The 23,021-nt window shown below is 63.7% G+C and carries 25 protein-coding genes and 1 pseudogene; 13 read left to right on the forward strand and 13 right to left on the reverse strand.

Annotated elements, in window-relative coordinates:
- Positions 1-203 precede the first annotated feature (203 nt).
- On the reverse strand, positions 204-1,193 hold the full coding sequence (locus tag IH615_RS16785; RefSeq protein ID WP_291363602.1) for an aldo/keto reductase: 990 nt from the start codon (positions 1,191-1,193) through the stop codon (positions 204-206).
- Positions 1,194-1,364: 171 nt separating this feature from the next.
- Here IH615_RS16785 and IH615_RS16790 point away from each other — a divergent pair, with 171 nt between their 5' ends.
- The gene (locus IH615_RS16790) at positions 1,365-1,739 is read left to right on the forward strand and encodes a VOC family protein (protein WP_291363603.1); all 375 of its coding nucleotides are present in this window, start codon (positions 1,365-1,367) and stop codon (positions 1,737-1,739) included.
- A gap of 87 nt (positions 1,740-1,826) precedes the next feature.
- Here the strand turns inward: IH615_RS16790 and IH615_RS16795 are convergent, their stop codons facing one another.
- The 4 genes from IH615_RS16795 to ilvA all read right to left on the reverse strand — a co-directional run bounded on the left by IH615_RS16795 (position 1,827) and on the right by ilvA (position 6,847).
- The gene (locus tag IH615_RS16795) at positions 1,827-2,531 is read right to left on the reverse strand and encodes a pyrimidine 5'-nucleotidase (protein ID WP_366485254.1); all 705 of its coding nucleotides are present in this window, start codon (positions 2,529-2,531) and stop codon (positions 1,827-1,829) included.
- A gap of 46 nt (positions 2,532-2,577) precedes the next feature.
- Positions 2,578-3,759 (reverse strand): hypothetical protein, encoded by a 1,182-nt coding sequence (locus IH615_RS16800; RefSeq protein WP_291363605.1) that lies wholly within the window; start codon positions 3,757-3,759, stop codon positions 2,578-2,580.
- A 123-nt stretch (positions 3,760-3,882) separates the two neighbouring features.
- A complete protein-coding gene (locus tag IH615_RS16805) occupies positions 3,883-5,127 on the reverse strand; it encodes a hypothetical protein (RefSeq protein ID WP_291363607.1) in 1,245 nt (414 codons plus the stop codon).
- Positions 5,128-5,314: 187 nt separating this feature from the next.
- Positions 5,315-6,847 (reverse strand): threonine ammonia-lyase, biosynthetic, encoded by a 1,533-nt coding sequence (ilvA, locus tag IH615_RS16810; protein WP_291363609.1) that lies wholly within the window; start codon positions 6,845-6,847, stop codon positions 5,315-5,317.
- Positions 6,848-7,088: 241 nt separating this feature from the next.
- Between ilvA and IH615_RS16815 the strand changes: the two genes are divergently transcribed.
- Entirely contained in the window at positions 7,089-7,373 is a 285-nt protein-coding gene (locus IH615_RS16815) for a hypothetical protein (protein ID WP_291363611.1), read from the forward strand.
- 16 nt (positions 7,374-7,389) lie between these two features.
- Here the strand turns inward: IH615_RS16815 and IH615_RS16820 are convergent, their stop codons facing one another.
- Positions 7,390-7,617: a hypothetical protein gene (locus tag IH615_RS16820; protein WP_291363613.1), complete on the reverse strand. Its 228-nt coding sequence runs from the start codon at positions 7,615-7,617 to the stop codon at positions 7,390-7,392.
- 153 nt (positions 7,618-7,770) lie between these two features.
- Here IH615_RS16820 and IH615_RS16825 point away from each other — a divergent pair, with 153 nt between their 5' ends.
- Both IH615_RS16825 and IH615_RS16830 read left to right on the forward strand, forming a co-directional pair.
- Positions 7,771-8,370 (forward strand): TetR/AcrR family transcriptional regulator, encoded by a 600-nt coding sequence (locus IH615_RS16825; protein ID WP_291363615.1) that lies wholly within the window; start codon positions 7,771-7,773, stop codon positions 8,368-8,370.
- A gap of 19 nt (positions 8,371-8,389) precedes the next feature.
- On the forward strand, positions 8,390-9,883 hold the full coding sequence (locus IH615_RS16830) for a DHA2 family efflux MFS transporter permease subunit (RefSeq protein WP_291363617.1): 1,494 nt from the start codon (positions 8,390-8,392) through the stop codon (positions 9,881-9,883).
- 31 nt (positions 9,884-9,914) lie between these two features.
- Here IH615_RS16830 and IH615_RS16835 read toward each other — a convergent pair whose 3' ends face one another.
- A complete protein-coding gene (locus IH615_RS16835) occupies positions 9,915-11,147 on the reverse strand; it encodes an NAD(P)/FAD-dependent oxidoreductase (protein ID WP_291363619.1) in 1,233 nt (410 codons plus the stop codon).
- Between the two features lie 52 nt (positions 11,148-11,199).
- Here IH615_RS16835 and IH615_RS16840 point away from each other — a divergent pair, with 52 nt between their 5' ends.
- On the forward strand, positions 11,200-11,721 hold the full coding sequence (locus tag IH615_RS16840) for a MarR family transcriptional regulator (protein ID WP_291363621.1): 522 nt from the start codon (positions 11,200-11,202) through the stop codon (positions 11,719-11,721).
- On the opposite strand, the gene IH615_RS16845 is transcribed toward IH615_RS16840, so the two are convergent.
- Both IH615_RS16845 and argB read right to left on the reverse strand, forming a co-directional pair.
- Positions 11,718-12,383 carry an outer membrane beta-barrel protein gene (locus tag IH615_RS16845; protein WP_291363623.1) on the reverse strand — a complete coding sequence of 222 codons (666 nt, stop codon included), beginning with the start codon at positions 12,381-12,383 and terminating at the stop codon, positions 11,718-11,720. The two genes, IH615_RS16840 and IH615_RS16845, sit on opposite strands and share 4 nt — an antisense overlap.
- A gap of 234 nt (positions 12,384-12,617) precedes the next feature.
- Positions 12,618-13,520, reverse strand: coding sequence for an acetylglutamate kinase (gene argB, locus IH615_RS16850; protein ID WP_291363625.1), 903 nt, complete (start codon positions 13,518-13,520; stop codon positions 12,618-12,620).
- A 190-nt stretch (positions 13,521-13,710) separates the two neighbouring features.
- Here argB and IH615_RS16855 point away from each other — a divergent pair, with 190 nt between their 5' ends.
- From IH615_RS16855 to IH615_RS16885, 7 genes are all read left to right on the forward strand, one after another.
- Entirely contained in the window at positions 13,711-14,262 is a 552-nt protein-coding gene (locus tag IH615_RS16855) for a sigma-70 family RNA polymerase sigma factor (protein WP_291363627.1), read from the forward strand.
- Positions 14,259-14,975: an anti-sigma factor gene (locus tag IH615_RS16860; protein WP_291363629.1), complete on the forward strand. Its 717-nt coding sequence runs from the start codon at positions 14,259-14,261 to the stop codon at positions 14,973-14,975. Before IH615_RS16855 ends, IH615_RS16860 begins: the two co-directional genes overlap by 4 nt.
- A 362-nt stretch (positions 14,976-15,337) precedes the next feature.
- Positions 15,338-15,904, forward strand: a complete 567-nt coding sequence (locus IH615_RS16865; protein ID WP_291363631.1) for a fasciclin domain-containing protein — start codon at positions 15,338-15,340, stop codon at positions 15,902-15,904.
- Between the two features lie 213 nt (positions 15,905-16,117).
- Positions 16,118-16,612, forward strand: coding sequence for a peptide-methionine (R)-S-oxide reductase MsrB (gene msrB, locus IH615_RS16870; protein WP_291363633.1), 495 nt, complete (start codon positions 16,118-16,120; stop codon positions 16,610-16,612).
- A gap of 104 nt (positions 16,613-16,716) precedes the next feature.
- The gene (locus IH615_RS16875) at positions 16,717-17,424 is read left to right on the forward strand and encodes a gamma-glutamyl-gamma-aminobutyrate hydrolase family protein (protein WP_291363635.1); all 708 of its coding nucleotides are present in this window, start codon (positions 16,717-16,719) and stop codon (positions 17,422-17,424) included.
- 1 nt (position 17,425) lies between these two features.
- Complete coding sequence (locus IH615_RS16880; RefSeq protein ID WP_291363637.1) at positions 17,426-17,821, forward strand: DUF1801 domain-containing protein; 396 nt, start codon at positions 17,426-17,428, stop codon at positions 17,819-17,821.
- 97 nt (positions 17,822-17,918) lie between these two features.
- Positions 17,919-19,412, forward strand: coding sequence for a methyl-accepting chemotaxis protein (locus tag IH615_RS16885; RefSeq protein WP_291363639.1), 1,494 nt, complete (start codon positions 17,919-17,921; stop codon positions 19,410-19,412).
- Between the two features lie 6 nt (positions 19,413-19,418).
- Here the strand turns inward: IH615_RS16885 and yihA are convergent, their stop codons facing one another.
- From yihA to rpmH, 4 genes are all read right to left on the reverse strand, one after another.
- Positions 19,419-20,063 (reverse strand): ribosome biogenesis GTP-binding protein YihA/YsxC, encoded by a 645-nt coding sequence (gene yihA / locus IH615_RS16890; RefSeq protein WP_291363641.1) that lies wholly within the window; start codon positions 20,061-20,063, stop codon positions 19,419-19,421.
- Positions 20,064-20,138: 75 nt separating this feature from the next.
- Positions 20,139-21,971 carry a membrane protein insertase YidC gene (gene yidC / locus IH615_RS16895; protein WP_291363642.1) on the reverse strand — a complete coding sequence of 611 codons (1,833 nt, stop codon included), beginning with the start codon at positions 21,969-21,971 and terminating at the stop codon, positions 20,139-20,141.
- Positions 21,971-22,372 (reverse strand): ribonuclease P protein component, encoded by a 402-nt coding sequence (gene rnpA / locus IH615_RS16900; RefSeq protein ID WP_291363643.1) that lies wholly within the window; start codon positions 22,370-22,372, stop codon positions 21,971-21,973. Before rnpA ends, yidC begins: the two co-directional genes overlap by 1 nt.
- A gap of 14 nt (positions 22,373-22,386) precedes the next feature.
- Positions 22,387-22,521 carry a 50S ribosomal protein L34 gene (gene rpmH, locus IH615_RS16905; RefSeq protein WP_046136922.1) on the reverse strand — a complete coding sequence of 45 codons (135 nt, stop codon included), beginning with the start codon at positions 22,519-22,521 and terminating at the stop codon, positions 22,387-22,389.
- Positions 22,522-22,750: 229 nt separating this feature from the next.
- On the opposite strand from rpmH, the pseudogene IH615_RS16910 reads away from it, so the two are divergent.
- A pseudogene (locus tag IH615_RS16910) lies at positions 22,751-23,021 on the forward strand (hypothetical protein); the annotation flags it as partial.

Below are 23,021 nucleotides of genomic sequence, written 5' to 3' on the forward strand. Positions count from 1 at the left end.
TGCGAGGATGATAACGGGGCGACAGGCCAGGGGAAATAGATTCTGGTGGAGCACCAGTCGTCCTGTCTGTGCCTCCCTCCCCCTTGTGGGGAGGGAATGGGGGTGGCCACATGCACTGAAGTCGGGGAGAGATACCCCCACCCGACCCCTTCGGGGCCACCCTCCCCACCAGGGGGAGGGAGGTCGCCGATAGTGCGGCTGGCTCAGTACCGCTCGAAGGCCTTGGGCTTGTTGCCCATGATGGCTTCGATCTGCTCGATCACGTCAGGCGTCAGCTTGGCCTTGGACTTGAGCGCCGAGAGGTTGTCTTCGAGCTGCGACTTTTTCGATGCGCCCAGGATCACCGTCGACACGTGGGGGTTATTGAGGCACCAGAGCAGGGCCAGGTGATGCACCGGCAGGCCGATCTCCTTGGCCAGGATGGCCAGCTTGCGGATCGTCTCGAGCTTGGCCTTGCCTTCCTCGCTGGTCCATTCCTTCTTGAGCCACTCATAGCCCGGCAGGTTCATGCGGCTGTCGGCGGGAATGCCGTCATTGTACTTGCCGGTCAGCGCGCCCGACGCCAGCGGCGACCAGATGGTGGTGCCCAGGCCCATCCGGTCATAGAGCGGCAGATAGTCGTGCTCGACCTTCTCGCGGACGAAGAGATTGTATTGCGGCTGTTCCATCTGCGGGCCGATGAGATTGTTGGCGCGGGCCACGGCCCAGGCCTCGGTCAGCTGCTGAGCGGTCCACTCGGACGTGCCCCAATAGAGCACCTTGCCCTGGGTGATGAGGTTATGCATCGCCCAGACCGTTTCCTCGATCGGGGTATCGATGTCCGGCCGGTGGCAGAAATAAAGGTCGAGATAGTCGACCCGCAGGCGCTTGAGCGCCGCATGGGCCGCCTCGGTCACATGCTTGCGGCTCAATCCCTTCTGCGTCGGCTTGCTGCCGCCCCAGAACACCTTGGACGATACCGCGTAACTGTCGCGGCTCCAGCCGAGCTTGCTCAGCGCCGCGCCCATGAGCGCTTCCGATTCGCCGGCCTCGTAGCCTTCGGCATTGTCGAAGAAGTTGACACCCTCGTCATAGGCCAGGCCCATCAGCGCCAGCGCTTCCTTTTCGTCCACCTGCTTGCTGAAGGTGACCCAGCTCCCGAGCGACAGTTCGCTGACCTTGAGGCCAGATTTGCCCAAGCGACGATATTCCATGACACTGTTCCTGCTGACTTCGCGGCTCCGGGCCGCCCTGCGATTCATCGGCAATCACCGATGTAGTAACGCTAATACTGAATGGCGTGCTGTCTGTAAAGCCGTGGGTCGGACGTCATTGAACTATGACGGACGCGTTGGCGTTCCATGGCAAACCGGAAGGACAGGACAATGCTTGCTGACAAGGACTCATCGGCCATCGTTGCGGTCAGGGATATCGTCGCTGCGCGCGCGTTCTACGTCGATACGCTGGGCCTTGAGCCTGATCAGGACGATGAGAACATGCTGGTCCTCAAAACCGGCAAAACGCAACTGGTCGTCTACGTCTCCGACTATGCCGGCACCAACAAGGCAAACGCCGTCGTCTGGGGTGTGGGCGAAGACATCGACGCGATCGTCTTGGCGCTGCTGGGTAAGGGCGTCAAGTTCGAGCACTATCCGGACATGGGCCTGGACTATTCAGGCGGCATCCATTCGAGCGGCGACTTCAAGGCCGCCTGGCTGAAGGATCCCGACGGCAATATCCTGCACCTGAACAATATGTAGATGTAGCACGCGCGCTCGCCATCGCCCTCAACAACGTCGTTCCCGCATGAGTGGGAATGACCCGGTGTTTGGAAAAGGCGTGGCCCCCTAGGGCCGTTCGCGCAGGAACCTGGCCAGATCGTCGGTGATATGATGCACATGCGGCCCGGCGGCGCGGGTCAACTCCCACGCCTCCACCTGCTCGTGCGCATAGTCTTCGCCCGCCACCACTTGGACTGTCGTCATGCCCACGTCATGCGGCACGACCAGGTTCTTCTCGAGGTCGTCGAACATCACCGCCGTGCTGGGATCGATGCCATGCAGGGCAAAGAATCCGTCATAGGCTGCCTTGTGCGGCTTGGGCAGGTAGGTCATGGCGCGGATGTCGTGCACATGCTCGAAAATGTCGTCACAGCCCAGCCGTCGCAGCACCGAGCGGGCGTGGCCGGTATCGCCATTGGTGAGAATGAACTTGCGGCCCGGCAGCGCGCGGATGGCCTCGACCAGCTCGGGATGGGCATCCACGGGCGAGTAATCGATCGCGTGCACGGTGTTGAGAAAATGGTCGGGATCGATCTCGTGCCGCAGCATCAGCCCGTTCAGCGTCGTGCCATAGTCCCGGTAATAGCTCTTCTGCAGGTCCCGCGCCGCCTCGAAATCGAGCTTGGTCACGTCCATCACATAGCTGGTGATGCGTGTGTCGATCTGGGCAAACAGGTTGCAACTACGCGGATAGAGGGTGTTGTCGAGGTCGAACACCCAATCGGTAATGTGGCTGAGAGAGCGTGGCGGAGGGGACGTCATGTCGTTCATGGTCGAGACAATATAGCGCAGAATCCTGAACGATTCACGTCAAGCGTTAGGGAGCGTCAGGTCGGGGTGGCTCGTTGGCCGCAACGGTCAGACCGAGCAGGGATATCAGGCCAGCAGGGTTCATGTTCGAGGCCACCGAAAAGGCGATCAGCGACACAGGCGCTTCTGGTGCAAACCGCATTTCCAGGCTGGATGGTTGCTCAAGGAATTCATGCAAAGCCGGGCGCACGAGCGAAGACAACTCGGCAATCCCCCGTTGATCCACGACGGCCATAAGGTAACCTTCGATTTCCGCCACGGCCCGCTCACGGCCGCCTAGGTTTAGGGCCATGTAGTCGATGATCTTGGGAAGGAGTGAGTTGTCGTCATAGCGGACCGCGCTGTCCTTGATGGTCATGCCAACCGCCATGGCTAGGAAGGCCATATCTATCGCACCACTCTGTTCGGAAGCCGTCGCCAAACTCGCCATGAGCTCGCGAACCTTGTTGCGGGTCATGCCGTCGAAGTGCTGAATGAATTGAATCGCTCCAAGGTCTCGCATTGCGAATCTAGCTGACAGCGCAACACGACCATCGTCGCTCCAGACAAACGACTGCCCGACGTCCATCGTTAGAATATCGACGTCCATGTCTGCCAGGACCTGACCGGCAATGGTCTGGACACCAGCCTCCGTTGTGAGGTCGAGGACGATGGCATCGGCGGCCCATTCCGCCGTCAGTCCCGAAACGTCGTCGCCGGTGAAGATCGGGTCAAGGCTCATGGAAATGCCGCGTACGGTGAGCGGCACGCCGAGCCAGTCCGTGAAAACGGCTCCGGTGCTAAAGGCCATAGGCGTGATCGAAGTCGGCCAGCCAGGCTTGCCCGCCACGGCATAGCCGCTAAGAGCAAGATCCTTAAGTGACAGGTTTGCTTCGTGGGTTGCGGGGTCGCGGACGACGACGTCTGGTGCGGTGATGGCGTCGATCAGATAGCCGCCATCTGGTTGGGCGACTATGCCCATGAATGTGAACTGGCCGTCCAAAACGATCACGGAGTCACCCAGATGATATGTCATTCCGTCCACGAGCACCTTCTCGCCGACGACGCTAGTGGGGCCCAGATTCAGGCCAGAAGGGGAATTGAAGCGGCTGACAAAGTCATCGAGGTCAATGTCGATTGCCCAGACCTGACCGGGCGCGGCCACTACCAAAGTGACCAGTAGCGTGGCGCGACAAATCGATCTTCTCATGCAGGGCTCCCGAGGCGACCGCCTTTCATCGCCGGGAGTGTCTCCGCTTGCAAGTGGGAGTTTCCCCGAAAGGTAAGGGCGGCGCCATTGCTGGCGCCGCCCCCAAAGTATTGAACGATCTGACTATTCAGCCGCGGTATTGGCTTCGACGGCGAGGCCCAGCGCGGTGATCAGGCCCGCCGGGTTGGCGGCAGCGGCCATCAACACCAGCAGCGAGGTCGGCGACGGGGGTGCCACCTTGACTTCGAGGCTCTTGGGATCGTCGAGGAAGGCCGAGACCGGCGGCACGACGATGTCGTTGAGCGCGGGAATGCCGGACTCGGCCAGCATCATCGGCAGCATGGCCTTGAGGCCTTCCACGAACGTGGCGCGGTCGGCGCCGGACTGGGCGGCGAAGAAGTCGAGCAGCTTGCCGGCCAGCGACGCGTCGTCATAGCGCACCGAGGCGGAAATGATCGACACGCCCTGCATCAGCGCCATGCCCTGCATCATCTGGGCCTGCGCCTGCTCTTCGGTCGGGGTGCTGCCGCCCATCGAGGCCTGCATGGCATACATCTGGTCGAGCACTGCGGGCGTGAAGCCGGTAATCTCGGCCGTGATGTCGATCGCGCCGACATCGGCAAAGTCGAACGAGAATTCGTTGACGCTCATGTGGCCGTCGGCCATCGACCAGGCCATGTCCATGGACACGTCGCCGGCAATGGAGGTCAGGCCCAGCGCTTCGATAATGGCACCGGCCGAGGGGTCTTCCTCGCCAACGGTCGCCAGGTCGATGGCAATGCCGTTGATCGAGAAGGTCGAGGCCAGGTCCGCCAGTTCGGTCGTGGCAAAGGAGGGATTGAAGGTCGATTCCGAAGTCATCGATTCAAAGGAAATGACTTCCTCACCTTCGCGGGTGATCGACAGCGGGCCGGTGCTGAACGATTCGAACAGCTGCAGGATGCCGGTGGACGGCACCGGATTGCCCGCTGGCAGGTAGAAACCATCGACGCGAATATCGCTCAGGGTCAGGTGACCGGTCGGCTCTTCGGCAAAATCGGTGTCGACATCGGGGATGGTGACCGACTCGGCCGTGTAGCTGCCATCGGCATTCTCGACGACGCCAGAGAAGGTGACTTCGGTATCGAAGGTCATCGATTCCATGGTCGCGCCGGTTGAGGGGGCCATGCTGACCGTGCCGCCATCGACGGTGATGGTGTCGCCATCCAGCGTCGCTGCACCGAACTTGAACTCGTAGCCGACGGTCTTGTAGACCTCGGCGACGCGGTCGACGAAAGCCTGCGCGTCCAGCGCCATGGCGGGGCCCATCAGCATGGCGGTGGCCACGCCACCCAGCAGCAGGGTGGCGGCGGTCTTGGTAATCCTCATCGTTCTCTCCGGCGGTTTGTTTGCTTTGATTTGTCGGGGCAGGCGCTGAACAGTAGAGTAGGGCCCATCTCCCCCGCAGATGGCCCCTTGTTCGGTAAATTGCAATAGAATCCGCAGCGGCGGCGGCTCAAGATTTCTATTGTCGGTTTATTGCGACATAACAATGTATCGCAGATGAACGCCTCGTTCACCCACGCTCATGTTCGAGAAACTGCCGATAGGCGGGGTTGTCAGTCTCGTCCCAATAGGGAAAGCCGATCGCATCGATATGGGCGATGAAGTCGTCCCGCGTCGCCCGGGGCACCTGCACGCCGACCAGTACGCGCCCGTAATCGGCGCCATGATTGCGGTAGTGGAACAGCGAGATGTTCCACTCGTCATTGAGGCCTTCGAGGAACTTGAGCAGCGCCCCCGGACGTTCGGGAAACTGGAAGCGATAGACCACTTCGTCCCGGAGGTCGCTGACCCGCCCGCCCACCATGTGGCGGACATGCAGCTTGGCCACCTCATTGTCTGTCAGGTCTGTCACCTTGAGGCCGTGTCCGTCGAGCAGGGCGATGATTTCCTGCTTTTCGGCATCGCCGCGCGCCAGCTTGATGCCGACAAAGATCTTGGCCGTGCTGCCATGGGCAAAGCGATAGTTGAATTCGGTGATCGAGCGCTGCCCGAGCAGCCGGATGAAGGCACGATAGCTGCCCCGCCGCTCGGGGATTTCGACGCTGAACAGCGCCTCGGCCCGCTCGCCGATCTCGGCCCGCTCGGCCACATAGCGCAGCCGGTCGAAATTGACATTGGCGCCGGAGTTGATGGCGATCAGCGCTCCCGCCGGCGCCTCGCCCCGTTCCACCTGCCGTCGTAGCCCCGCCAGCGCCAGCGCGCCGGCCGGCTCGGCAATGGCGCGCATGTCATCGAAAATGTCCTTGATGGCGGCGCAGATCTCGTCGGCCGTGACCGTGACGATATCGTCGAGCAACTCGCGGCAGATGCGGAAGGTCTCGACGCCCACTTGGCGCACCGCGACGCCATCGGCAAACAGCCCCACCTGGTCGAGCGCCACCGGACGGCCGGCCGCTATAGCCGCCTTCATGCTGGCCGCCTCCTCCGGCTCGACGCCGATCACCCTGATCTCGGGGCGCAGGAACTTGACGAACGCGGCAATGCCCGCTGCCAGCCCCCCGCCGCCCACCGGCACGTAGATGGCGCCGATCGGGCCCGGATGCTGGCGCAACAGCTCCAAGCCGATCGTGCCTTGGCCGGCAATGACATCGGGGTCGTCGAACGGATGCACCACCACATAGCCATGCTTTTCGGCCAGCTCCGCCGCATGGGCGCGAGCCGCATCGAAGCCATCGCCGAACAGCACCACCTCGCCGCCCAGCCGGCGCACGGCGCCCACCTTGATGACCGGCGTGGTTGTCGGCATCACCACGACAGCACGGATGCCCAGCCGCGTTGCCGAAAGTGCCACGCCCTGCGCGTGATTGCCGGCCGAGGCGCAGATGACCCCCCGGGCCCGCTCCTCGGCCGTCAATTGCGCGATGCGATTGTGCGCCCCGCGAATCTTGAACGAGAATACCGGCTGCATGTCTTCGCGCTTGAGCAGCACTTCGGCGCCCAGCCGCGCCGACAGCAGGTGCATGGCTTCAAGCGGCGTCTGCTCGGCCACTTCATAGACCGACGAGGTGAGAATGCGGCGGACATAATCCTGCATGGCGGGCACTCCGGTGTTGAGCCGGGAGGGACGCCGCGGCGGACAATTTGTCAACTGGCAGGCGCGCAGTGGCGCTGCAAGGCCAACGCCTCGCCACCATGCCGGGATTTCGCGGGTCCGGTCCAAATACGCTGTATCGCAAGCGCAACCGCCGAATCCCCCGCCGGAAGAACCTGCGCAAGTTGCTCCATTGCCAGAAGTTCCCTGTTTGTTCTATAATCCACGCAAGCGAGTCCCTCGGAGCATGACCATGCGCAAGCAGCAGCAATCAGATGGCGAGGCGCCAGAGGCGAAGCTCAAGACGCTGGTGGTGCTCACGGCCTTCGTTCGCGACGAGGAGGGCGAATTGCGGCCCGCCTTCGAACCGCGGGAAATGCCGTCCGCCGACAAGGCGAAGATGGACGGCCGTCGCATGGCCGCGCAGGGCAACTATGCTGGCGTTATCAGTTGGTCGCGCTCGGCGGATCTGGTCAACGGCGAGTTCGGCGATCCGGTCGTCCTGTTCCAGCACGGCGACGTGCCGGATATGGAATGAGGCGGCTGTCGGACGCCTACTCCTCCTCATTCTTGGCGTAGAGGCGGACCATGGTCAGCGGCTGGCCGAGGGGCTGCCAATAGACCTTGGCTACCAGGTCCCGCTTGGCGCCGCTGCGCACGACCTGGATGCCCAGAACATCCCGCACCGCGGCTTCCGGCGACTGGGCACCCTCGACGATGACGTCGGTATCGGTGAGCAGGGCATCCTGCCGAAGGTCGACCACGCGAAAGCTCTTTGCCATGTCGATAACCTAGATCGCGGGCCGCGCAATGACCAGCCTGATCGGAGGGGAGACCCGCATCCGACGCAAGGCTGATTTAGTCTCAATCAAATGATTGATTGACGACCTGTATTTGGCTAAGACAAGCCGCATATCGCTCGGAAGGCCCTGTTCATGACCGCCGATTCATCCTGCAGCAAACGCGAGTCCGGCGACGACCGTCGCGTCGCCATTGCCTTGGCGGCCCGCCGGATCATCTTCGAAAGAGGCCTCGAGGGCCTGCGGACGCGCGACATCGCCGCCAGCGTCGGCATCAATATCGCGACCCTGCACTATCATGTGCCCACCAAAGAGGCGCTAGTTGCCCTGGTCGCCGAGAGCCTCCGTCACGATTTCAAGGCGCAGGCCATGCGCCACCCTCGCACCGGCAAGAACGGACTCGAGCGGCTTCATCTCGAATTTGATGACTTCCGCGAGACCGTGCTCGAAATGCCCGAACTCGTCGTCGTGCTGACCGAGCTTATCGCGCGGGCCCGTCGCGACCCGGCCGTGGCCGAAATCATGATCCCCATGCGCGAGTTCTGGAAAAACCAGATTGCCGACGTATTCCGGCTCGGCATTGCCGATGGCTCCTTCCGCTCCGACGTGGATCCGGACGCAGCCGCCCTCATCGTCACCGGCGCAGTCTCCGACTGCTGGCGCCGGTCCGACATGTCCCCCGCTCTGCTCGACCAATTCCTGGCCGAGCTTGAGCGGGCCTTTACCCCCAGATAACTGCTTCGAGGAACTTCAAATGTCCGCTCACGCCAACACTACGGGGGCCGAAGCCCCGCCCGATCCACGCCGCTGGCTGGCGCTGTTCATCCTGCTCATCGCCAATTTCATGAACCTGATCGACGTGACCATCGTCAACGTCGCGCTGCCCTCGATGCGCGAGGGACTGGGCGCCACTGACAGCCAGATCGAATGGGTAATTGCCGCCTATATCCTGGCCTTCGCCCTCGGCCTTCTGCCCTTCGGTCGCCTCGGCGATATCCTGGGCCGCACGACGCTGTTCCTCTGGGGCGTCGCCGCCTTCACCGCCGCCTCGGCTTTGTGCGGGCTGGCGCCCAATATCGAATTCCTCATCATCGCTCGCGTCATCCAGGGCCTGGCCGGCGCCGCCATGACGCCGCAGGTCATGGCCATCGCCACCGTCACCTTCCCGCCGCATGAACGCAGCCAGGCCTTCTCGCTGTTCGGCCTCTCTGCCGGCCTTGCTGCCGTCTGCGGCCCGCTGCTGGGCGGCGTGCTGATCTCGGCCAATCTGTTCGGCATGGATTGGCAGCCCATCTTCCTGGTCAACATTCCCATCGGCATTGCCGCCGTGGTCGCCGGCTGGTTCTTCATTCCGCGCCTGCCCGGCCACGCCGCCCTGCGCAACGACTATGTCGGCATCGGGCTCTTCGGCCTGGGCATTCTGGCGGTGGTGTTTCCCATCGTCGAGGGCCGCGCCTATGGCTGGCCGGCCTGGGCCTTCACCATGATGGCCGCTGGCCTCATGCTGCTGGTCGCCTTCGTGCTGTGGACCCGCAATCGCGCCGCGACCGGCCAGTCGCAACTGCTCAATTTCGACCTCATCACCAACCAGCAGTTCATGTTCGGCGCCTTTGTCGTCACCGTGTTCTCCTCGGGCATTCCGGGCATGTTCATGGTGATCTCGCTGCTGCTGCAAGGCGGCTTCGATTTCACCCCACTCCAATCGGGCCTCACCAACACGCCGTTCTCGGTGGGTGTATTGATCGCCTCGGTCATTGCCGGCCGCTTCGGTGCCCGCTACCTGCGCGGCCGCCTGGCTTTGGCCGGGGCACTTGTCTCCTTCGGCATTGCCTGGCTGCATTTCTACATTGCCGGCGTCACCGACAGCATCGATCAGTTGGCCTTCCTCGTGCCGCTGCTGCTGGCCGGCATCGGCCTGGGCCTGGGCTTCTCCTCGCTATTCCAACTGGTGCTGGCCAATGTGCCGCCACGCGATGCTGGCGCTGGCTCGGGCGCCTTGCAGGCCTTCCAGCAGGTGGGTGGGGCGCTGGGCGTGGCCATTATCGGCCAGATCTTCTTCAGCGACCTCGGCAACAGCTTCGCCACGGGTGGTACGCCCCACGCCGCTTTTGCCGGCGCCTCGAGCCTGGCGCTTTGGTACGTGGTTGCCAGCTTCGCACTGGTGCTGCTGCTGTCGCCCCTGTTCAAGGCCCCCAAGGCGGGACCCGGCCGGGGGATGCCGGCCCAGCCGGTCTTGGTCGAAGTCTAGATACAAGAAGGGCGCCCTATGGCGCCCTTCGTCATTGTACCGGATGCTCCAGCGGGGCGCGATCCACGCGAAAGGCATAGAGCCTCTCCTGCATTTGCACCCCGATTGGCATGAATAGTGGCAGCATGAGATCGCGCAGGCGCAACGCCAGCCAGGACTGTGCCTGCTTTTGCGATCCTACGGCGCGACCGATGCGGATCGCCTTCTGCACGCGATCGCGCCGCAGGCTCTCGAAGCGCGCAAAGGCGGCAGCATGGTCAGGCGTCGCGCTCAGGCAGGCCGCCAGGACGATCCCGTCCTCTATGGCAAGGGACGCGCCCTGACCCGAATGCGGCGCCACTGCATGGGCCGCGTCGCCCATCAGCAGGATGCGGCCCGTCGACCAGCGCGGCAATTCAGGCATGTCGTAAATGGGGTAGTGCCGGTCAACCCGCATCGTGACCGCAAGGATGGCAGTGGTGTCGAGCGGGTCGCCCGCATGCATGCGCTCCAGCCGGCGGGCGAAGGCAACGCCGTCGGCCACCGGCCCGGTTTCGCTCTCGGGCGCTGGGTAGGAATTGAACCAGTGGACCGGTCCGTCCGCCTGCTTGATATAGCCAAAGAAACCGCGCTGGCCGAACACCATGTTCATGAGCCCCTTCGTTTCGGCCACGCTGGGGGCGTCGGTGAAGCCGCCAGTGCCGACAAGACCCGTGTAGAGTGGTTGCGGCAGATCGGGAAACACCAGCCTGCGAACCATGGAGCGCAGCCCATCACAGGCCAGCGCCAGGGCGAAGTGGTGTTTCTCACCATTGACGCTGATCGTCACGCCACGGGCGTCCTGGCCGATATCGGTGATCGTCGCGCCATGATGGACCGTAATATCGGCCGCCAGGGCCGCATCGAGTAATACCCCGACCAGCGCCCCGCGCCGCAGGGTGATCGAACCCGCGCCATACCTGTCCGCCTGCTCAGCATAGTCGACCAGAGCCAGCCGCCTGCCAGCCTCATTGAAGATGGCAAGGCCATGCGTCGGCAGGCCCACGGCGCTGACCTGTTCGAGCAGGCCGAGCGAGCGCAAGGCGTTGCAGCCATTTGGTGCCAAGGTCAGGAACAGGCCCTCGTCGCGCAGTTGCTGCGGTAGATGGCGCTCGAACACGACCGGCGTGAAACCGGCCTGCTTGAGCACGAGGGCCGTCGCCAGCCCACCAATCCCGCCGCCGCATACGGCAATGGTGGATGATGACGCGAGCGGGCTTGCGGGGGCAGGGGAGATAGTCGACATTGTACGAACGCCTTATTATTAGATAATCTAACAATTAGATGATCGAACTAAAATGTCAAGTCTGAGCAAGGACGAGCTGATTGTGCGCCTGGGTGGGCTGGTCATGCGCTGGCAGGATGCCACTCAGCGCTATGATGAAGCTGTGGGCGCACGCTGGCGGCTCAACGCCTCCGAACGGCTGTGCCTGAGCTTGCTTATGCATGGTCCGCAAACCGCCAGTGCCATCGCCGCCGAGACGCGGCTGACGCCCGCCGCCGTCACCGCCCTGATCGACCGACTCGCCGGACGTGGCTTCGTGCGCCGTCGCCCTGATGCCAATGATCGCCGCAAGGTTATGGTCGAGGCGGCCGAGGCCACCCACGCCCTGGCCAGGGAGGCCTATGGTCCGCCCCAGGTGGCCGGCGCTGCCCTCTTGGGACAGTATAGCCCGGCCGAGCTCACGGTCTTTGTTCGCATCCTCGAGGACATGATCGGCTTGCAGCGGGGCCTGACCGAGGCGCTCACCGCTGGGGGCGGGCAAACAAAAGGGCCGCCCGGAGGGCGGCCCGAAGACAAGGAGCAGTCTGGCGTCTAGAACTTCCAGGCCAGGCCTGCGCGAACCACCTGGTTGCTGGGCTCGCTGGTGCCACCGCCCGGCACATTGTTGACGCCATAATGGGTCCAGGTGGCGTTGAGACGTGCCATGAGGTTCTGCGTGATCATCATGTCGACGCCCAGGCCGAGTTGGAAGCCACCAGCCGTGAACGCGGCAGCAACGCCACCGCGGCTCGGAGTGAAGTCGAAGCGGCCCCATGAATAGCCGACCGTGCCATAGGCCAGCACATTGGGCGCCACCGGATAGCCCAGCGTGGCGCGCACCGCGGCATCCCACTTGAGCGCACCATAATTCTGCGCGCCGTTGAATTCGAACTGTGTCGCCACGTTGTTCACTTCGGCATCGACGCCGAGCACGAACCAGTCGCTGAGCTGGTAGCGATAGCCGGCAAACACACCGGCGCTGCCGCCGATGTCGCCGAGCAGTTGTTCACCCACCAGGATGCCGGGCGCGATTTCATGGCTCTTCATGCCGATCAGGCTGCCCTGGGCACCGACATAGAACCCGTCCCAAGCCGAATAGCTGGGCTGGTACATGTTGCTGGTAACGACCGGCGCCACCATCGACTGGGCCTGCGCCGCCACGGTCGAACCCACTACGGCGATCACCGCCGCCGCTGCAAACTTGATTTCCGCACGCATACAAAGCCCCCGCAACCTGATGGCTAAAATTTGCCACGACTTGTCCGGACCGGGCTAGGGCAGATGCGCCACACCGCGGTCAAATCGACGGAGCTGTGGCGCATGGTTAGCAAAGCGTCAATGCGTGCGTTGGCCGCAACGCCGGATCGCTATGTCGTCGTCAATGCCCGGCTTGTCCGGGCAATCCACCCGGACAAGCCGGGTGATGACGAAAGAGCGGACTGGTAGGAAGGTCTACCGCACGATCAGCGTGCCGGCGCCAAACTCGGTGAACAGCTCCACCAGCACCACATGCGGCATCTTGCCGTTGAGGATCACCACGCCCTCCACGCCATTGTCGAGCGCCTCCAGGCACGTTTCCACCTTGGGAATCATGCCGCCGGAGATCGTGCCATCGGCGATCAGTTCCTTGGCCTCGCGAACGCTGAGTTCCGGGATGAGCTTGCCGTCGCGGTCGAGCACGCCGGGTACGTCGGTCAGGAACAGCAGGCGCTTGGCGCCCAGCGAGCCGGCAATGGCGCCGGCAAAGGTATCGGCGTTGATATTGTAGGTATTGCCGTCGCGGCCCGGAGCGACCGGGGCAATGACCGGAATCATCTCCGAGCGGGCCAAGAGGTCCAGCAGCGTGCGGTCGACCTCGTCGGGCTCGCCCACAAAGCCAAGGTCGAGCACCTTCTCGATATTGGAGGTCGGGTCCTTCATGGTCTTCACGGCCTTCTTGGCAAAGACCATGTTGCCGTCCTTGCCGCAGAGGCCAATGGCCCATTCACCCTCGGCATTGATCAGCGCCACGATTTCCTTGTTGATCGAGCCAGCCAGCACCATCTCGACGATTTCCATCGTCCGTGCATCGGTCACCCGCAGCCCGCCCTCGAACTTGGATTCGATGCCCAGCTTAGCGAGCATGGAGGCAATCTGCGGCCCGCCGCCATGCACCACGATTGGGTTGACCTTGGACTGCTTGAGTAGCGCGATATCGCGCGCAAAAGCCTGGCCGAGCTTGAGGTCGCCCATGGCGTGGCCGCCATACTTCACCACGACGGTCTTGCCCTCGTAGCGCTGCATATAGGGGAGCGCCTGCGCGAGAATCCCCGCATCATGGCTGAACCGGTCGGTCGATGAAGTCTGATCTGTCATGGACGGACCCAATCTGTTGGCAAAACGGCACAAAAAAGACCGCATCGGGTCTAGAGCATCAATGCCCAAAGGAAAAGACGATTATGCCGCATTTGCGCATTGATCGAAATTGAGGTCTGTTGCGTTATCGAGCGGTGAAGATCGCCAGGGGCAAAGGCGGCCGGGCGCGCTTGGGAGGCAGACCAGTTTCATGACCACGACAACGCCGGCCCAGGAGATCGCCGATCTCATCGCCCGCTGCGCGCTGCGCGACCGGGTGGCGTTTCGCACGCTCTACGAACGCACCAGCGCGAAACTGTTCGGCGTCACCCTGCGTATCTTGAAGGACCGTTCGGAGGCCGAGGAGGCCATTCAGGAAGTCTATGTGAAGATCTGGCAGCGCGCCGACCGCTATGTGGCCGGTAATACCAGCCCGATCAGTTGGCTCGTCGCCGTGGCGCGCAATCACTCGCTCGACATTCTGAGGGCCCGTCGCCCGGTTGCCGACGATATCGACGTGGCGCTCGAAATCCCCGATAGCGGTCCCACCCCGGAACGCGCCGCCGAGGATAACGAGGAGAGGGGTCGCATCGATCATTGCCTGGGCACGCTCGATCCCGATCGTGCCGACGCGGTGCGCGGCGCCTACCTCGATGGCTATAGCTACGAGGAGCTGGCGACCCGTTTCGCCGTGCCCCTCAATACGATGCGGACCTGGCTACGCCGGAGCCTCATCAAACTGAAAGATTGTCTGACGGCATGAGCACGAGCGATGACATTGGCGGAGACCATGAGGGGCGCAACGCCCTGGTGGCCGAATATGTGCTTGGCCTGCTGTCGGCCAGCGAGCATGACCGTATCGGCCGGCTGATCGAGGCCGACCAGAACCTGCGCGCCGAGCGCGACTTCTGGATATCGCGCTTTGCCGCCCTCAACGCCGAATATGAGGAAACCCCGGTTCCGGCCCATCTCTATGCGGCCATCGAGGCACGCGCCTTTGGCGACGTGATTCGCGCTCGCGGCCCCCTGCCTTGGTGGGAAAGCCTGATGGTCTGGCGCGGTATCGCCGCCGGCGCGGTGGCCGTGGCCGTTGCTGCGGTCGGCTTCAACCTCATGCAGCCGCGCTTTGACGCCGACACCATGGCGGTGCAACTGGTAGCGGCCCTGCAGGCCCACGAAGGCAGCGGCATCGAGTTCGTTGCCCTCTATGACCAAGGCTCCGGCCAGGTTCGCATCACCTCGCTCAAGGGCGCCGCGATCCCGAACAAGGATTTCGAGCTCTGGTATATCAATGGCGACCAGCCGGCGGTGTCCATGGGCGTCGTCCCCGTCAACGAGCGCCGAGAGATCACCGTCGATCCCGCCGTCATCGGTCCGGGCACCGTGCTCGCGGTCACGCTCGAACAGACCGGCGGCTCCCCCACCGGCGTCGCCCAGGGCCCGATCGTCGCCGTGGGCTCGGCCACGCCCATCTAGGAACTTGTCGCTTTGCAGTGTCACCCTCTCCCATGCGGGGAGGGTGGCTTTCTGCGTGCAACAAAAGTGCGCGTAGGGCGACTGCCAATGTCTGGGTGCACACCCCCTCATCCGCCCGGAGCCACCGGACCCGCAGTCGGGACCCCTTCTCCCCTTTGCGGGAGAGGTGGCGCGCAGCGCCGGATGAGGGGGCCTGCCAATGGTCCGCCGCACGTCCCGCGCCCTACGAAATTTCACGCCGCAAAGTTTCACATCAAACGCGAAATATAGGCTGAAACTGCGCGAAACCTGCCGCCCAAGCCGCCCGTACCTTCCCACGTCCCAGCCGAACAATGGGAACGAAACACAGGAAGGATCCAACAATGAATCTCTCTCTCCGCGCTCTCTCCGTCGCTGCCATGCTGACCGTCGCCTCGATCGGCGGCGCTGTTGCCCAGGACAATCCCGAAGTTGGCGGCGCTGCCATGTTCGCCGACAAGAACATTGTCGAAAACGCCGTGAACTCGGCCGATCACACCACCCTGGTCGCCGCCGTCCAGGCTGCCGGCCTCGTCGAAACCCTGTCGGGTGAAGGCCCCTTCACCGTGCTGGCTCCGGTCAATGCCGCGTTCGACGCCCTGCCTGAAGGCACCGTCGAAACCCTGCTCAAGCCCGAGAACAAGGAAACGCTCTCGACCATCCTGGCCTGCCACGTCATCCCGGCCAAGGCCCTCTCCACCGACATCGTCGGCATGGTTGAAGCCGATGGCGGCGAGCATGTGGTCGACACCGTGGGCGGCTGCAAGCTGACCCTCAAGGCCGCTGACGGCAAGGTCACCGTCACCGACGAGAACGGCACTGTCGCCAATGTCACCATTGCCGACGTGATCCAGTCCAACGGCGTCATCCACGTCATCGACGCCGTGCTGACCCCCAAGTCGGCCATGTAACAAAAGTCGGCCCTCGGGCCGGCATTTGTAACCAGATGCAGCGCCTCTCCGAATGGCACTGCGAGGGAGGCCGCAACCGGCGGCCTCTCACCACAACTTGACGTGCCAGCGACCGGCTCCAGAGCCTACAATGGCCGTCGAACAGACCCCGCGCCGCCGCCCGCATCCCCCTCCTGCGGTTCCCGGCGCGGGGTCCTTCCAAGGGGAAGACCAATGACCATAGATCGTCGCAACCTGCTGCTGGGTGGCACCGCCATCGCCGCCCTCGCAGCTTTCACCTGGCTGCGTCCCATGGGCGTCACCGAGGCGGCCGAAGGCGATTTTCCGTTCAAGCTGACCGATGCCGAATGGAAGGCCAGGCTCGATCCGGCCGCCTACGACGTGCTGCGGCACGAAGGCACCGAGCGCCCGTTCACCTCCCCGCTCAACGACGAGAAGCGGGCCGGCACCTTCGTATGCGCCGGCTGCGACCAGAAGCTGTTTGCGTCCGAGACCAAGTATGACAGCGGCACCGGCTGGCCGAGCTTCTACGACTTCATCCCGGGGGGCATCGGCACCTCGGTCGACAACGCCTTCGGCATGATCCGCACCGAAGTGCATTGCAGCAATTGCGGCGGCCACCAGGGTCATGTGTTCGAGGATGGTCCAGCGCCCACCGGCCTGCGCTACTGCATCAACGGCGTGTCGCTGAAATTCGTGCCCGCCTGACCGGGCATCTGCCGGGTCGAACCATGAGGTCGGTGCACCGCCTTCCCGGATCACCAGGCGGTGGAGTATATGGGATGCAGTGACGTTCTATCCCCCGTGTTGCCATGAAGCTCACCATCATCCAGACCGGCGAAGTCCCGCTGCCGCTGCGCGACCGCTTCGGGCCCTATCGCAAAATGTTCGAGACCATGTTCGATGGCACCGGGCAGGGCTTCAGCTACGACATGGTGCCGGTCTCCGATGGCGCCCCCTTTCCCGATCCGGGCGCCCTTGAGGGCATCGTCATCACCGGCTCTGCGGCCGGGGTCTATGAGGATCATCCGTGGCTCGATCCGCTGCGCGCCTTCATACGCGATGCCTATGGCCGGCGCACGCCGATGCTGGGCGTGTGTTTTGGCCACCAGATCATGGCTGACGCGCTGGGCGGGGATGTGCGGAAATCGGAAAAGGGCTGGGGCCTCGGCCGGCACAGCTATGCTGTCAGCAAACGTCCGGATTTCATGCGGCATGCTCCCGGCATGCTTGCGGTTGCCTGCTCGCACCAGGACCAGGTGATCACCCCGCCCCGCGAGGCGGAAGTCATCCTGGCGTCGGACTTCACGCCCAATGCCGGACTATCCTACCGCAACGGCGCGGCGTTGAGTTTCCAGCCCCACCCCGAATTCGCCGACGACTACACCATCGCCCTGGCCGAGATGCGGCGCGGCAAGGCCCCCGACGCGGTCGTGGAAACTGCGCTGGCCTCGGTTGCCAAGCCGTCCAATAGCGGCGACGTTGCGGGCTATATCGGGCAGTTCTTCAGAGGGCGCTGACATGGCGGTGGCGGAAAAGCTCGGGGCGGTCGATACCTATCTTGAAGCGCTGGAGCATCGGCACAAGCCTGCCATCCAGGCGCTGCGCCGGCTCATCCACGATGCGGTGCCCGGCCTGACCGAGCGCATCAAGTGGAACGCTCCCAGCTTCGGCAAGGGCGAGGATGACCGCATCACCATGCGCCTGCATCCGGGGGACCGCCTGCAACTGATCCTGCATCGCGGGGCCAAGGCGGGGGCTGACGATCTGTTCCGATTCGAGGACCCCGACAAGCTGATCACCTGGGCGGCGCCGGACCGTGGGGTGGTGACCTTCAGCGATGCCGACGACCTGGCCGACAAGTCGGCGGCGCTGACCGAGATTCTGCGCCGCTGGGTGGCCTGCACGACGCGATAGCCTGCCATCTTGCCGCAGGCGCCAGCGGCCCTTCTAAAGCCCCTATTAACTATGACGGAGCAGGGTGGCGGCAGTCCATACAGCGTCGGCATCCGTCATGTTCAATTTCAGCCAACTTTCCATCACGCAGAAGCTCGTCGCCGCATTTCTTGGGTTCGGCGCCTTGGTTGTCGTCTTCGGCGGCATGGCGATCATGCCGTTGTTCGAGCAGAACAACATGGCGGTGATCGTGCCGCTGGTGCTGGCGGGCGCATCAGCGGCAGCGGGCTGCCTGGCCGTGTTCGTCCTCTTCCAGCGCGTGGTTTCCGGCCGGCTCAAGACCCTGGTTGCCCTGACCGGCGAACTTGCCGCTGGTAGGACCGAGGTCAAGATTCCGGCACAGAAGGTTGCCGACGAATTGACCGTGATGTTCGACGCGCTGGAGGGCTTTCGCACCGCGCTTGTCGAACAGGCGGCGCTGCAGGCGAGCGAACAGCAGCGCGATACCGAAGCCGGCCAGCGCCGCCGGGCCTCCGACAGGCTGACCGACGATTTGCAGGCGACGCTGCGGGCCGTCATGGCAGGTGATCTGAGCCGGCGCGTCGACGCGGCTTACGAGCAGACTGAGCTTCGTCAACTGGCAACCGAGGTCAATGCATTGCTCGAGGCCGTCGATCTCGGCTTGACCAGCACCGGCCGCGTCCTCTCAGCCCTGGCCCGCGCCGATCTTACCGCCCGCGTCAGCGGCGCCTTCACCGGCGCCTTTGCCGAACTGCGCGACAATACCAACGCCGTGGCCGAGAAGCTGTCCAGCGTCATGACCGATCTGCGCGTCACCTCGCGCGCGCTCAGGACCGCAACCGGGGAAATCCTGGCCGGCGCCAATGACCTCAGCGAACGCACCACGCGCCAAGCCGCGACAGTGGAGCAGACCTCGGCCACCATCGAGCAGCTTTCGCTCACGGTCGGCGCCAATGCCGGTCGTGCCCGCGAGGCCAATCAGGCCGTCTCCGCCGCCTCGGCGATTGCCGTGGAAAGCGGCAAGGCCATGGAAACCGCCACCGAGGCCATGGCCCGTATTTCCAGTTCCTCGTCCAGGATTTCCAACATTATCGGGCTGATCGACGACATCGCCTTCCAGACCAATCTCCTCGCCCTCAATGCCTCGGTCGAGGCGGCCCGGGCTGGTGACGCTGGCAAGGGCTTTGCGGTTGTCGCGGTGGAAGTGCGGCGCCTGGCGCAGTCTGCCGCCAGCGCCTCCGCCGAGATCAAGCAATTGATCGATATCTCGGCCGGCGAAGTGGCTGATGGCGCCAAGCTCGTCGTCGATATCGCCCAGCGCATTGTCGCGCTCAACGGCTCGGTGACCCAGAGCGCCGCATTGATCGGGGAAATTGCTACTGCCAGCCAGAGCCAGGCTTCCGCGATCGAGGAAGTCGCCGTGGCCGTGCGCCAGATGGATGAAATCACCCAGCACAATGCCGCTCTGGTGGAAGAAACCAATGCCGCCATCGAGCAGACCGAGGCTCAGGCGGCCGAGCTGGACCGGATCGTCGAGGTCTTCACCATCGATGAACGCGGCCCGGTTGCGGGTCGGCGCCGCGCGGCCTGATCGCGTCTAGCTCTCGAGCAGCATCGCTACTTCCGCGCGAAGGTCGCGCAGGCCCTCGCCCTTGAGCGAGGAGGTGAGGATGACGCGCGGATGCGCCGCCGGCCGCTTGAGGATGGCCGCCTGGGTGGCGGCGATCACTTTGGCGAGGTCGCCAGCCGAGGGCTTGTCGGCCTTGGTCAGCACCACCTGGTAGCTCACCGCGGCGCGGTCCAGCTCGTTCATGACCGTCAGGTCATTGTCCTTGGGGCCATGGCGCCCGTCGACCAGCACATAGACCCGGCGCAGGGTGGCGCGGCCCGTCAGATATTGATGCACCAGCTTGGTCCATTGCCGCACCTTGTCCTCGGGCGCCTTGGCATAGCCATAGCCCGGCATGTCAACGATGCGCAGGTTTTCGCTCTGGCTCTCGAAGATGTTGAGCTCCTGCGTGCGGCCGGGCGTGTTGGAGGTGCGGGCCAGGCTCGATGTGCCGCACAGCGCATTGATCAGGCTCGACTTGCCCACATTGGAGCGGCCGGCAAAGGCGATCTCGACCTTGTCCATCGGCGGCAGGTCGGCAATGCGCACGCAGCCCTTGATGAACAGGAACGGCCGCGCGAACAGCAGGCGGCCCTTTTCGATCATGTCGGGGGCGTAATCGATGTCGCTCATGGTGCTGCTCACTTCAAACAATAAGCCCGCCGGAAGGGTCCGGCGGGCAATAACATGGCTGATCGTTCGTGGCGATCAGGACTTGGTAGGCTCGGCCTGCTTTGGCTTGCGCTTGAAGCTGTCCAGGATATTGCCGAACAGGTTCACCTCGGCGCCGTGGCGCTTCATGATGAAATACTGCTGCGCCACCGACAGCGTGTTGTTCCACGCCCAGTAGATCACCAAGCCCGCCGGGAAGGTGCCCAGCATGAAGGTGAAAATGATCGGCATCCAGTTGAAGATCATCGCCTGGGTCGGGTCCGGCGGCGGCGGGTTGAGCTTCATCTGCACCCACATGGTGATGCCCATGATGACAGGCCACACGCCCAGATGCAGGAAGCTACCGATGACCGGCAGTGCCGTCGGGGTCCAGGGGATCAGGCCAAACAGGGTGAAGATATTGGTCGGATCGGGCGCTGCCAGATCCTGGATCCAGCCGAAGAACGGCGCATGCCGCATGTCGAGGCTGATGAAGATAACGGTATAGAGCGCGAAGAAGACCGGGATCTGAATCAGGATCGGCCAGCACCCGGAAAGTGGATTGATCTTCTCTTTCTTGTAGAGCTCCATCATCGCCTGCTGCTGGGCCGGGCGATCGTCCTTGAGGCGCTCCTGGATCGCCTTCATCTCCGGCTGCACGCGGCGCATGGCGGCCATCGAGGCATAGGAGCGGTTGGCCAGCGGGAAGAAGATGGCCTTGACGATGACGGTCACCGCCAGCACGGCGAGGCCGAAATTGCCGATGATGCCATTGAGGAACGTCAGCAGGTAATACATCGGCTTGGTGATGAAGTGCAGCCAGCCCCAGTCGATCAGCAGCTCCAGCCGGTCGAAGCCATATTCGGTCTGGTAGGCGGTGATGACCGCCTCTTCCTTGGCGCCGGCAAACAGATAGCTCTCATGCGTGGCCGTGGCGCCGGGGGCGACGACGACAGGCGTCGTTTCGACGAAGCTGGTCTGGTAATCGTCATAGCTGCCGGCATTCTTCCACGAGAACAGGGCATTGATGCCCGTGCCGGCCTTGGGCAGCACGGCGGTCGCCCAGTATTTGTCCGAGAAGCCGAGCCAACCGGTGGTGTTGTCAAAGCGCGCCTGCTGGTCCTTCTGCAGGTCGCTGTATTTCTTGGACACCAGGTTGTTGCTGCCCAAGACGCCATGGGGGCCTTCATGCTGGATGAAGAAGTTCGCGACTTTGGGCGTGCCATGGCGCGCCACGCGGGCATAGGGGAACAGGGCCACGTCGCCCGCGCCGGTATTTTCGACCGACTGGGTGACGGTGAAGAGATAATGCTCGTCGACCGAGAAGGTGCGGCGGAAGATCAGGCCTGCGCCATTATCCCAGACCAGCGTGACCGGCGTGGCCGCCGTCAGCGTGGTGGCGTCGCCTTCGACTGACCACACGCTCTTGCCATCGGGTACCGCAATGCTGGCGCCGGCGGCCGGAACCCAGCCCTGCTCGGCGAAATAGGCATTTGGCGCGCCGGCCGGCGTGAGCAGCGTGATGATCGGCGAGGTCGGATCGACCGTCTCGCGATATTGCTTGAGCTCGAGATCGTCGAGACGCGCGCCGGTGAGGTTGATCGAGCCGTGCAGGTCCTCGGTATCGATGGTGACGCGGCTGGTCGCGGCAATGGCGGCGGCGCGATCGGCATAGGTCACCGTGCCATCGGCAGCGACGGCGCCAGGCGTGCCGGCTTCGGTCGTTGCAGCCGGCGTAGCCAGCGCGGCTTCCGATGCGGCTTGTTCGGCGGCGATCTGCGCCTGCTGCTGCGCCCGCTCCATCTGCGGACCGGCCACGAAGAACTGCCAGCCGAACAGCACGACCATGCTGAGCACGATAGCCAGGATGATGTTGCGATTGTTTTCCATTATCTCGGTTTCCGTGGGCCGCGGCCGGAAGAAGTTCGCTCGTCGGTCGATCGGGGAGTGTGCACGCGCACGATCAGTGCGCCCAGATCGGCGACCAGCTTGGTAAAGGGTTCGCTGAGGGCTTCCCGTCGTCCGACCAGCACATAGTCATGCTGAGGGACAAAGTCACGCGCGCATGCTGTCACAGCGGCGCGAAGGCGACGTTTTATGCGATTGCGCTCGGGGGAATTGCCGGTTTTCTTGGTAACCGTGAAGCCGATGCCGGGTTCGGCCTCTGCTGCCGAGATGGCCTGCAGCCCAAACGCAGAGCGCCCGGCGCGATTGCCCCGGGCGGCCCGTTGAAACTGGCTCCGCTTGGTCAGCCGGCGCAGGGCGCCAGGCTTGTGCTCGCTGGCCGTCATCCGGCCATGGCGCCTTAGGCCGTGAGCTTCTTGCGGCCGTCGCGGCGGCGCTTGTTGATGATCGCGCGACCGTCCTTGGTGGCCATACGGGCACGGAAACCGTGGCGGCGGGCACGCACGAGCTGGGACGGCTGGTAGGTACGCTTCATGACATCAAACCGCGGCTGGCGCGGTTCCTCTAATCTGGTTCTGCTCGAGGCAAGAATTTCGGACACACATGAGCGCCAGGCGCCCACGGTGCGGGTTGGTGGGGTCTATAGGGAAAACAAGGGCACAAGTCAACGCGCGCATCGCGACTTCCTCGCCTCTGTTGACCCGTTGTTTTCGGGGCGATATCGCCGCATAAAGTCCACCCACCTATTCTGGCCGTTGGCGGTAATGGCAGACATTTCAAAACCCGATCTCTGCGTCATCGGCGCCGGCGCCCTTGGCATAGCCCTGGCCCTGGAGGCGCGCCAGCGGGGCCTTGATGTCGTGCTGGTGGGTCATCCCGGCGCGGAAAAACGCGATCCGCCCCGGGCCGGCCTGCGCCGCGCCGCCTTTCTCGCCAGCGCCGAGCGGGCCCAGGCCATTCGCACCGCCGGCCAGGTCGGGCTCGACAATGCTGAGCCCAAACCCAATTTCCGCGCCATCGGCGAGCGCGCCGCCG

It is taken from the genome of Devosia sp., assembly GCF_014860165.1.
In the GTDB taxonomy this organism is placed as follows: domain Bacteria; phylum Pseudomonadota; class Alphaproteobacteria; order Rhizobiales; family Devosiaceae; genus Devosia.

Bases quoted from the DNA above. Each gene is read 5' to 3' on its own strand.
- IH615_RS16785 (WP_291363602.1), bottom strand. From the start codon at position 1,193: ATGGAATATCGTCGCTTGGGCAAATCTGGCCTCAAGGTCAGCGAACTG.
- IH615_RS16790 (WP_291363603.1), top strand. From the start codon at position 1,365: ATGCTTGCTGACAAGGACTCATCGGCCATCGTTGCGGTCAGGGATATC.
- IH615_RS16795 (WP_366485254.1), bottom strand. From the start codon at position 2,531: ATGAACGACATGACGTCCCCTCCGCCACGCTCTCTCAGCCACATTACC.
- IH615_RS16800 (WP_291363605.1), bottom strand. From the start codon at position 3,759: ATGAGAAGATCGATTTGTCGCGCCACGCTACTGGTCACTTTGGTAGTG.
- IH615_RS16805 (WP_291363607.1), bottom strand. From the start codon at position 5,127: ATGAGGATTACCAAGACCGCCGCCACCCTGCTGCTGGGTGGCGTGGCC.
- IH615_RS16815 (WP_291363611.1), top strand. From the start codon at position 7,089: ATGCGCAAGCAGCAGCAATCAGATGGCGAGGCGCCAGAGGCGAAGCTC.
- IH615_RS16820 (WP_291363613.1), bottom strand. From the start codon at position 7,617: ATGGCAAAGAGCTTTCGCGTGGTCGACCTTCGGCAGGATGCCCTGCTC.
- IH615_RS16825 (WP_291363615.1), top strand. From the start codon at position 7,771: ATGACCGCCGATTCATCCTGCAGCAAACGCGAGTCCGGCGACGACCGT.
- IH615_RS16830 (WP_291363617.1), top strand. From the start codon at position 8,390: ATGTCCGCTCACGCCAACACTACGGGGGCCGAAGCCCCGCCCGATCCA.
- IH615_RS16835 (WP_291363619.1), bottom strand. From the start codon at position 11,147: ATGTCGACTATCTCCCCTGCCCCCGCAAGCCCGCTCGCGTCATCATCC.
- IH615_RS16840 (WP_291363621.1), top strand. From the start codon at position 11,200: ATGTCAAGTCTGAGCAAGGACGAGCTGATTGTGCGCCTGGGTGGGCTG.
- IH615_RS16845 (WP_291363623.1), bottom strand. From the start codon at position 12,383: ATGCGTGCGGAAATCAAGTTTGCAGCGGCGGCGGTGATCGCCGTAGTG.
- argB (WP_291363625.1), bottom strand. From the start codon at position 13,520: ATGACAGATCAGACTTCATCGACCGACCGGTTCAGCCATGATGCGGGG.
- IH615_RS16855 (WP_291363627.1), top strand. From the start codon at position 13,711: ATGACCACGACAACGCCGGCCCAGGAGATCGCCGATCTCATCGCCCGC.
- IH615_RS16860 (WP_291363629.1), top strand. From the start codon at position 14,259: ATGAGCACGAGCGATGACATTGGCGGAGACCATGAGGGGCGCAACGCC.
- IH615_RS16865 (WP_291363631.1), top strand. From the start codon at position 15,338: ATGAATCTCTCTCTCCGCGCTCTCTCCGTCGCTGCCATGCTGACCGTC.
- msrB (WP_291363633.1), top strand. From the start codon at position 16,118: ATGACCATAGATCGTCGCAACCTGCTGCTGGGTGGCACCGCCATCGCC.
- IH615_RS16875 (WP_291363635.1), top strand. From the start codon at position 16,717: ATGAAGCTCACCATCATCCAGACCGGCGAAGTCCCGCTGCCGCTGCGC.
- IH615_RS16880 (WP_291363637.1), top strand. From the start codon at position 17,426: ATGGCGGTGGCGGAAAAGCTCGGGGCGGTCGATACCTATCTTGAAGCG.
- IH615_RS16885 (WP_291363639.1), top strand. From the start codon at position 17,919: ATGTTCAATTTCAGCCAACTTTCCATCACGCAGAAGCTCGTCGCCGCA.
- yihA (WP_291363641.1), bottom strand. From the start codon at position 20,063: ATGAGCGACATCGATTACGCCCCCGACATGATCGAAAAGGGCCGCCTG.
- yidC (WP_291363642.1), bottom strand. From the start codon at position 21,971: ATGGAAAACAATCGCAACATCATCCTGGCTATCGTGCTCAGCATGGTC.
- rnpA (WP_291363643.1), bottom strand. From the start codon at position 22,372: ATGACGGCCAGCGAGCACAAGCCTGGCGCCCTGCGCCGGCTGACCAAG.
- rpmH (WP_046136922.1), bottom strand. From the start codon at position 22,521: ATGAAGCGTACCTACCAGCCGTCCCAGCTCGTGCGTGCCCGCCGCCAC.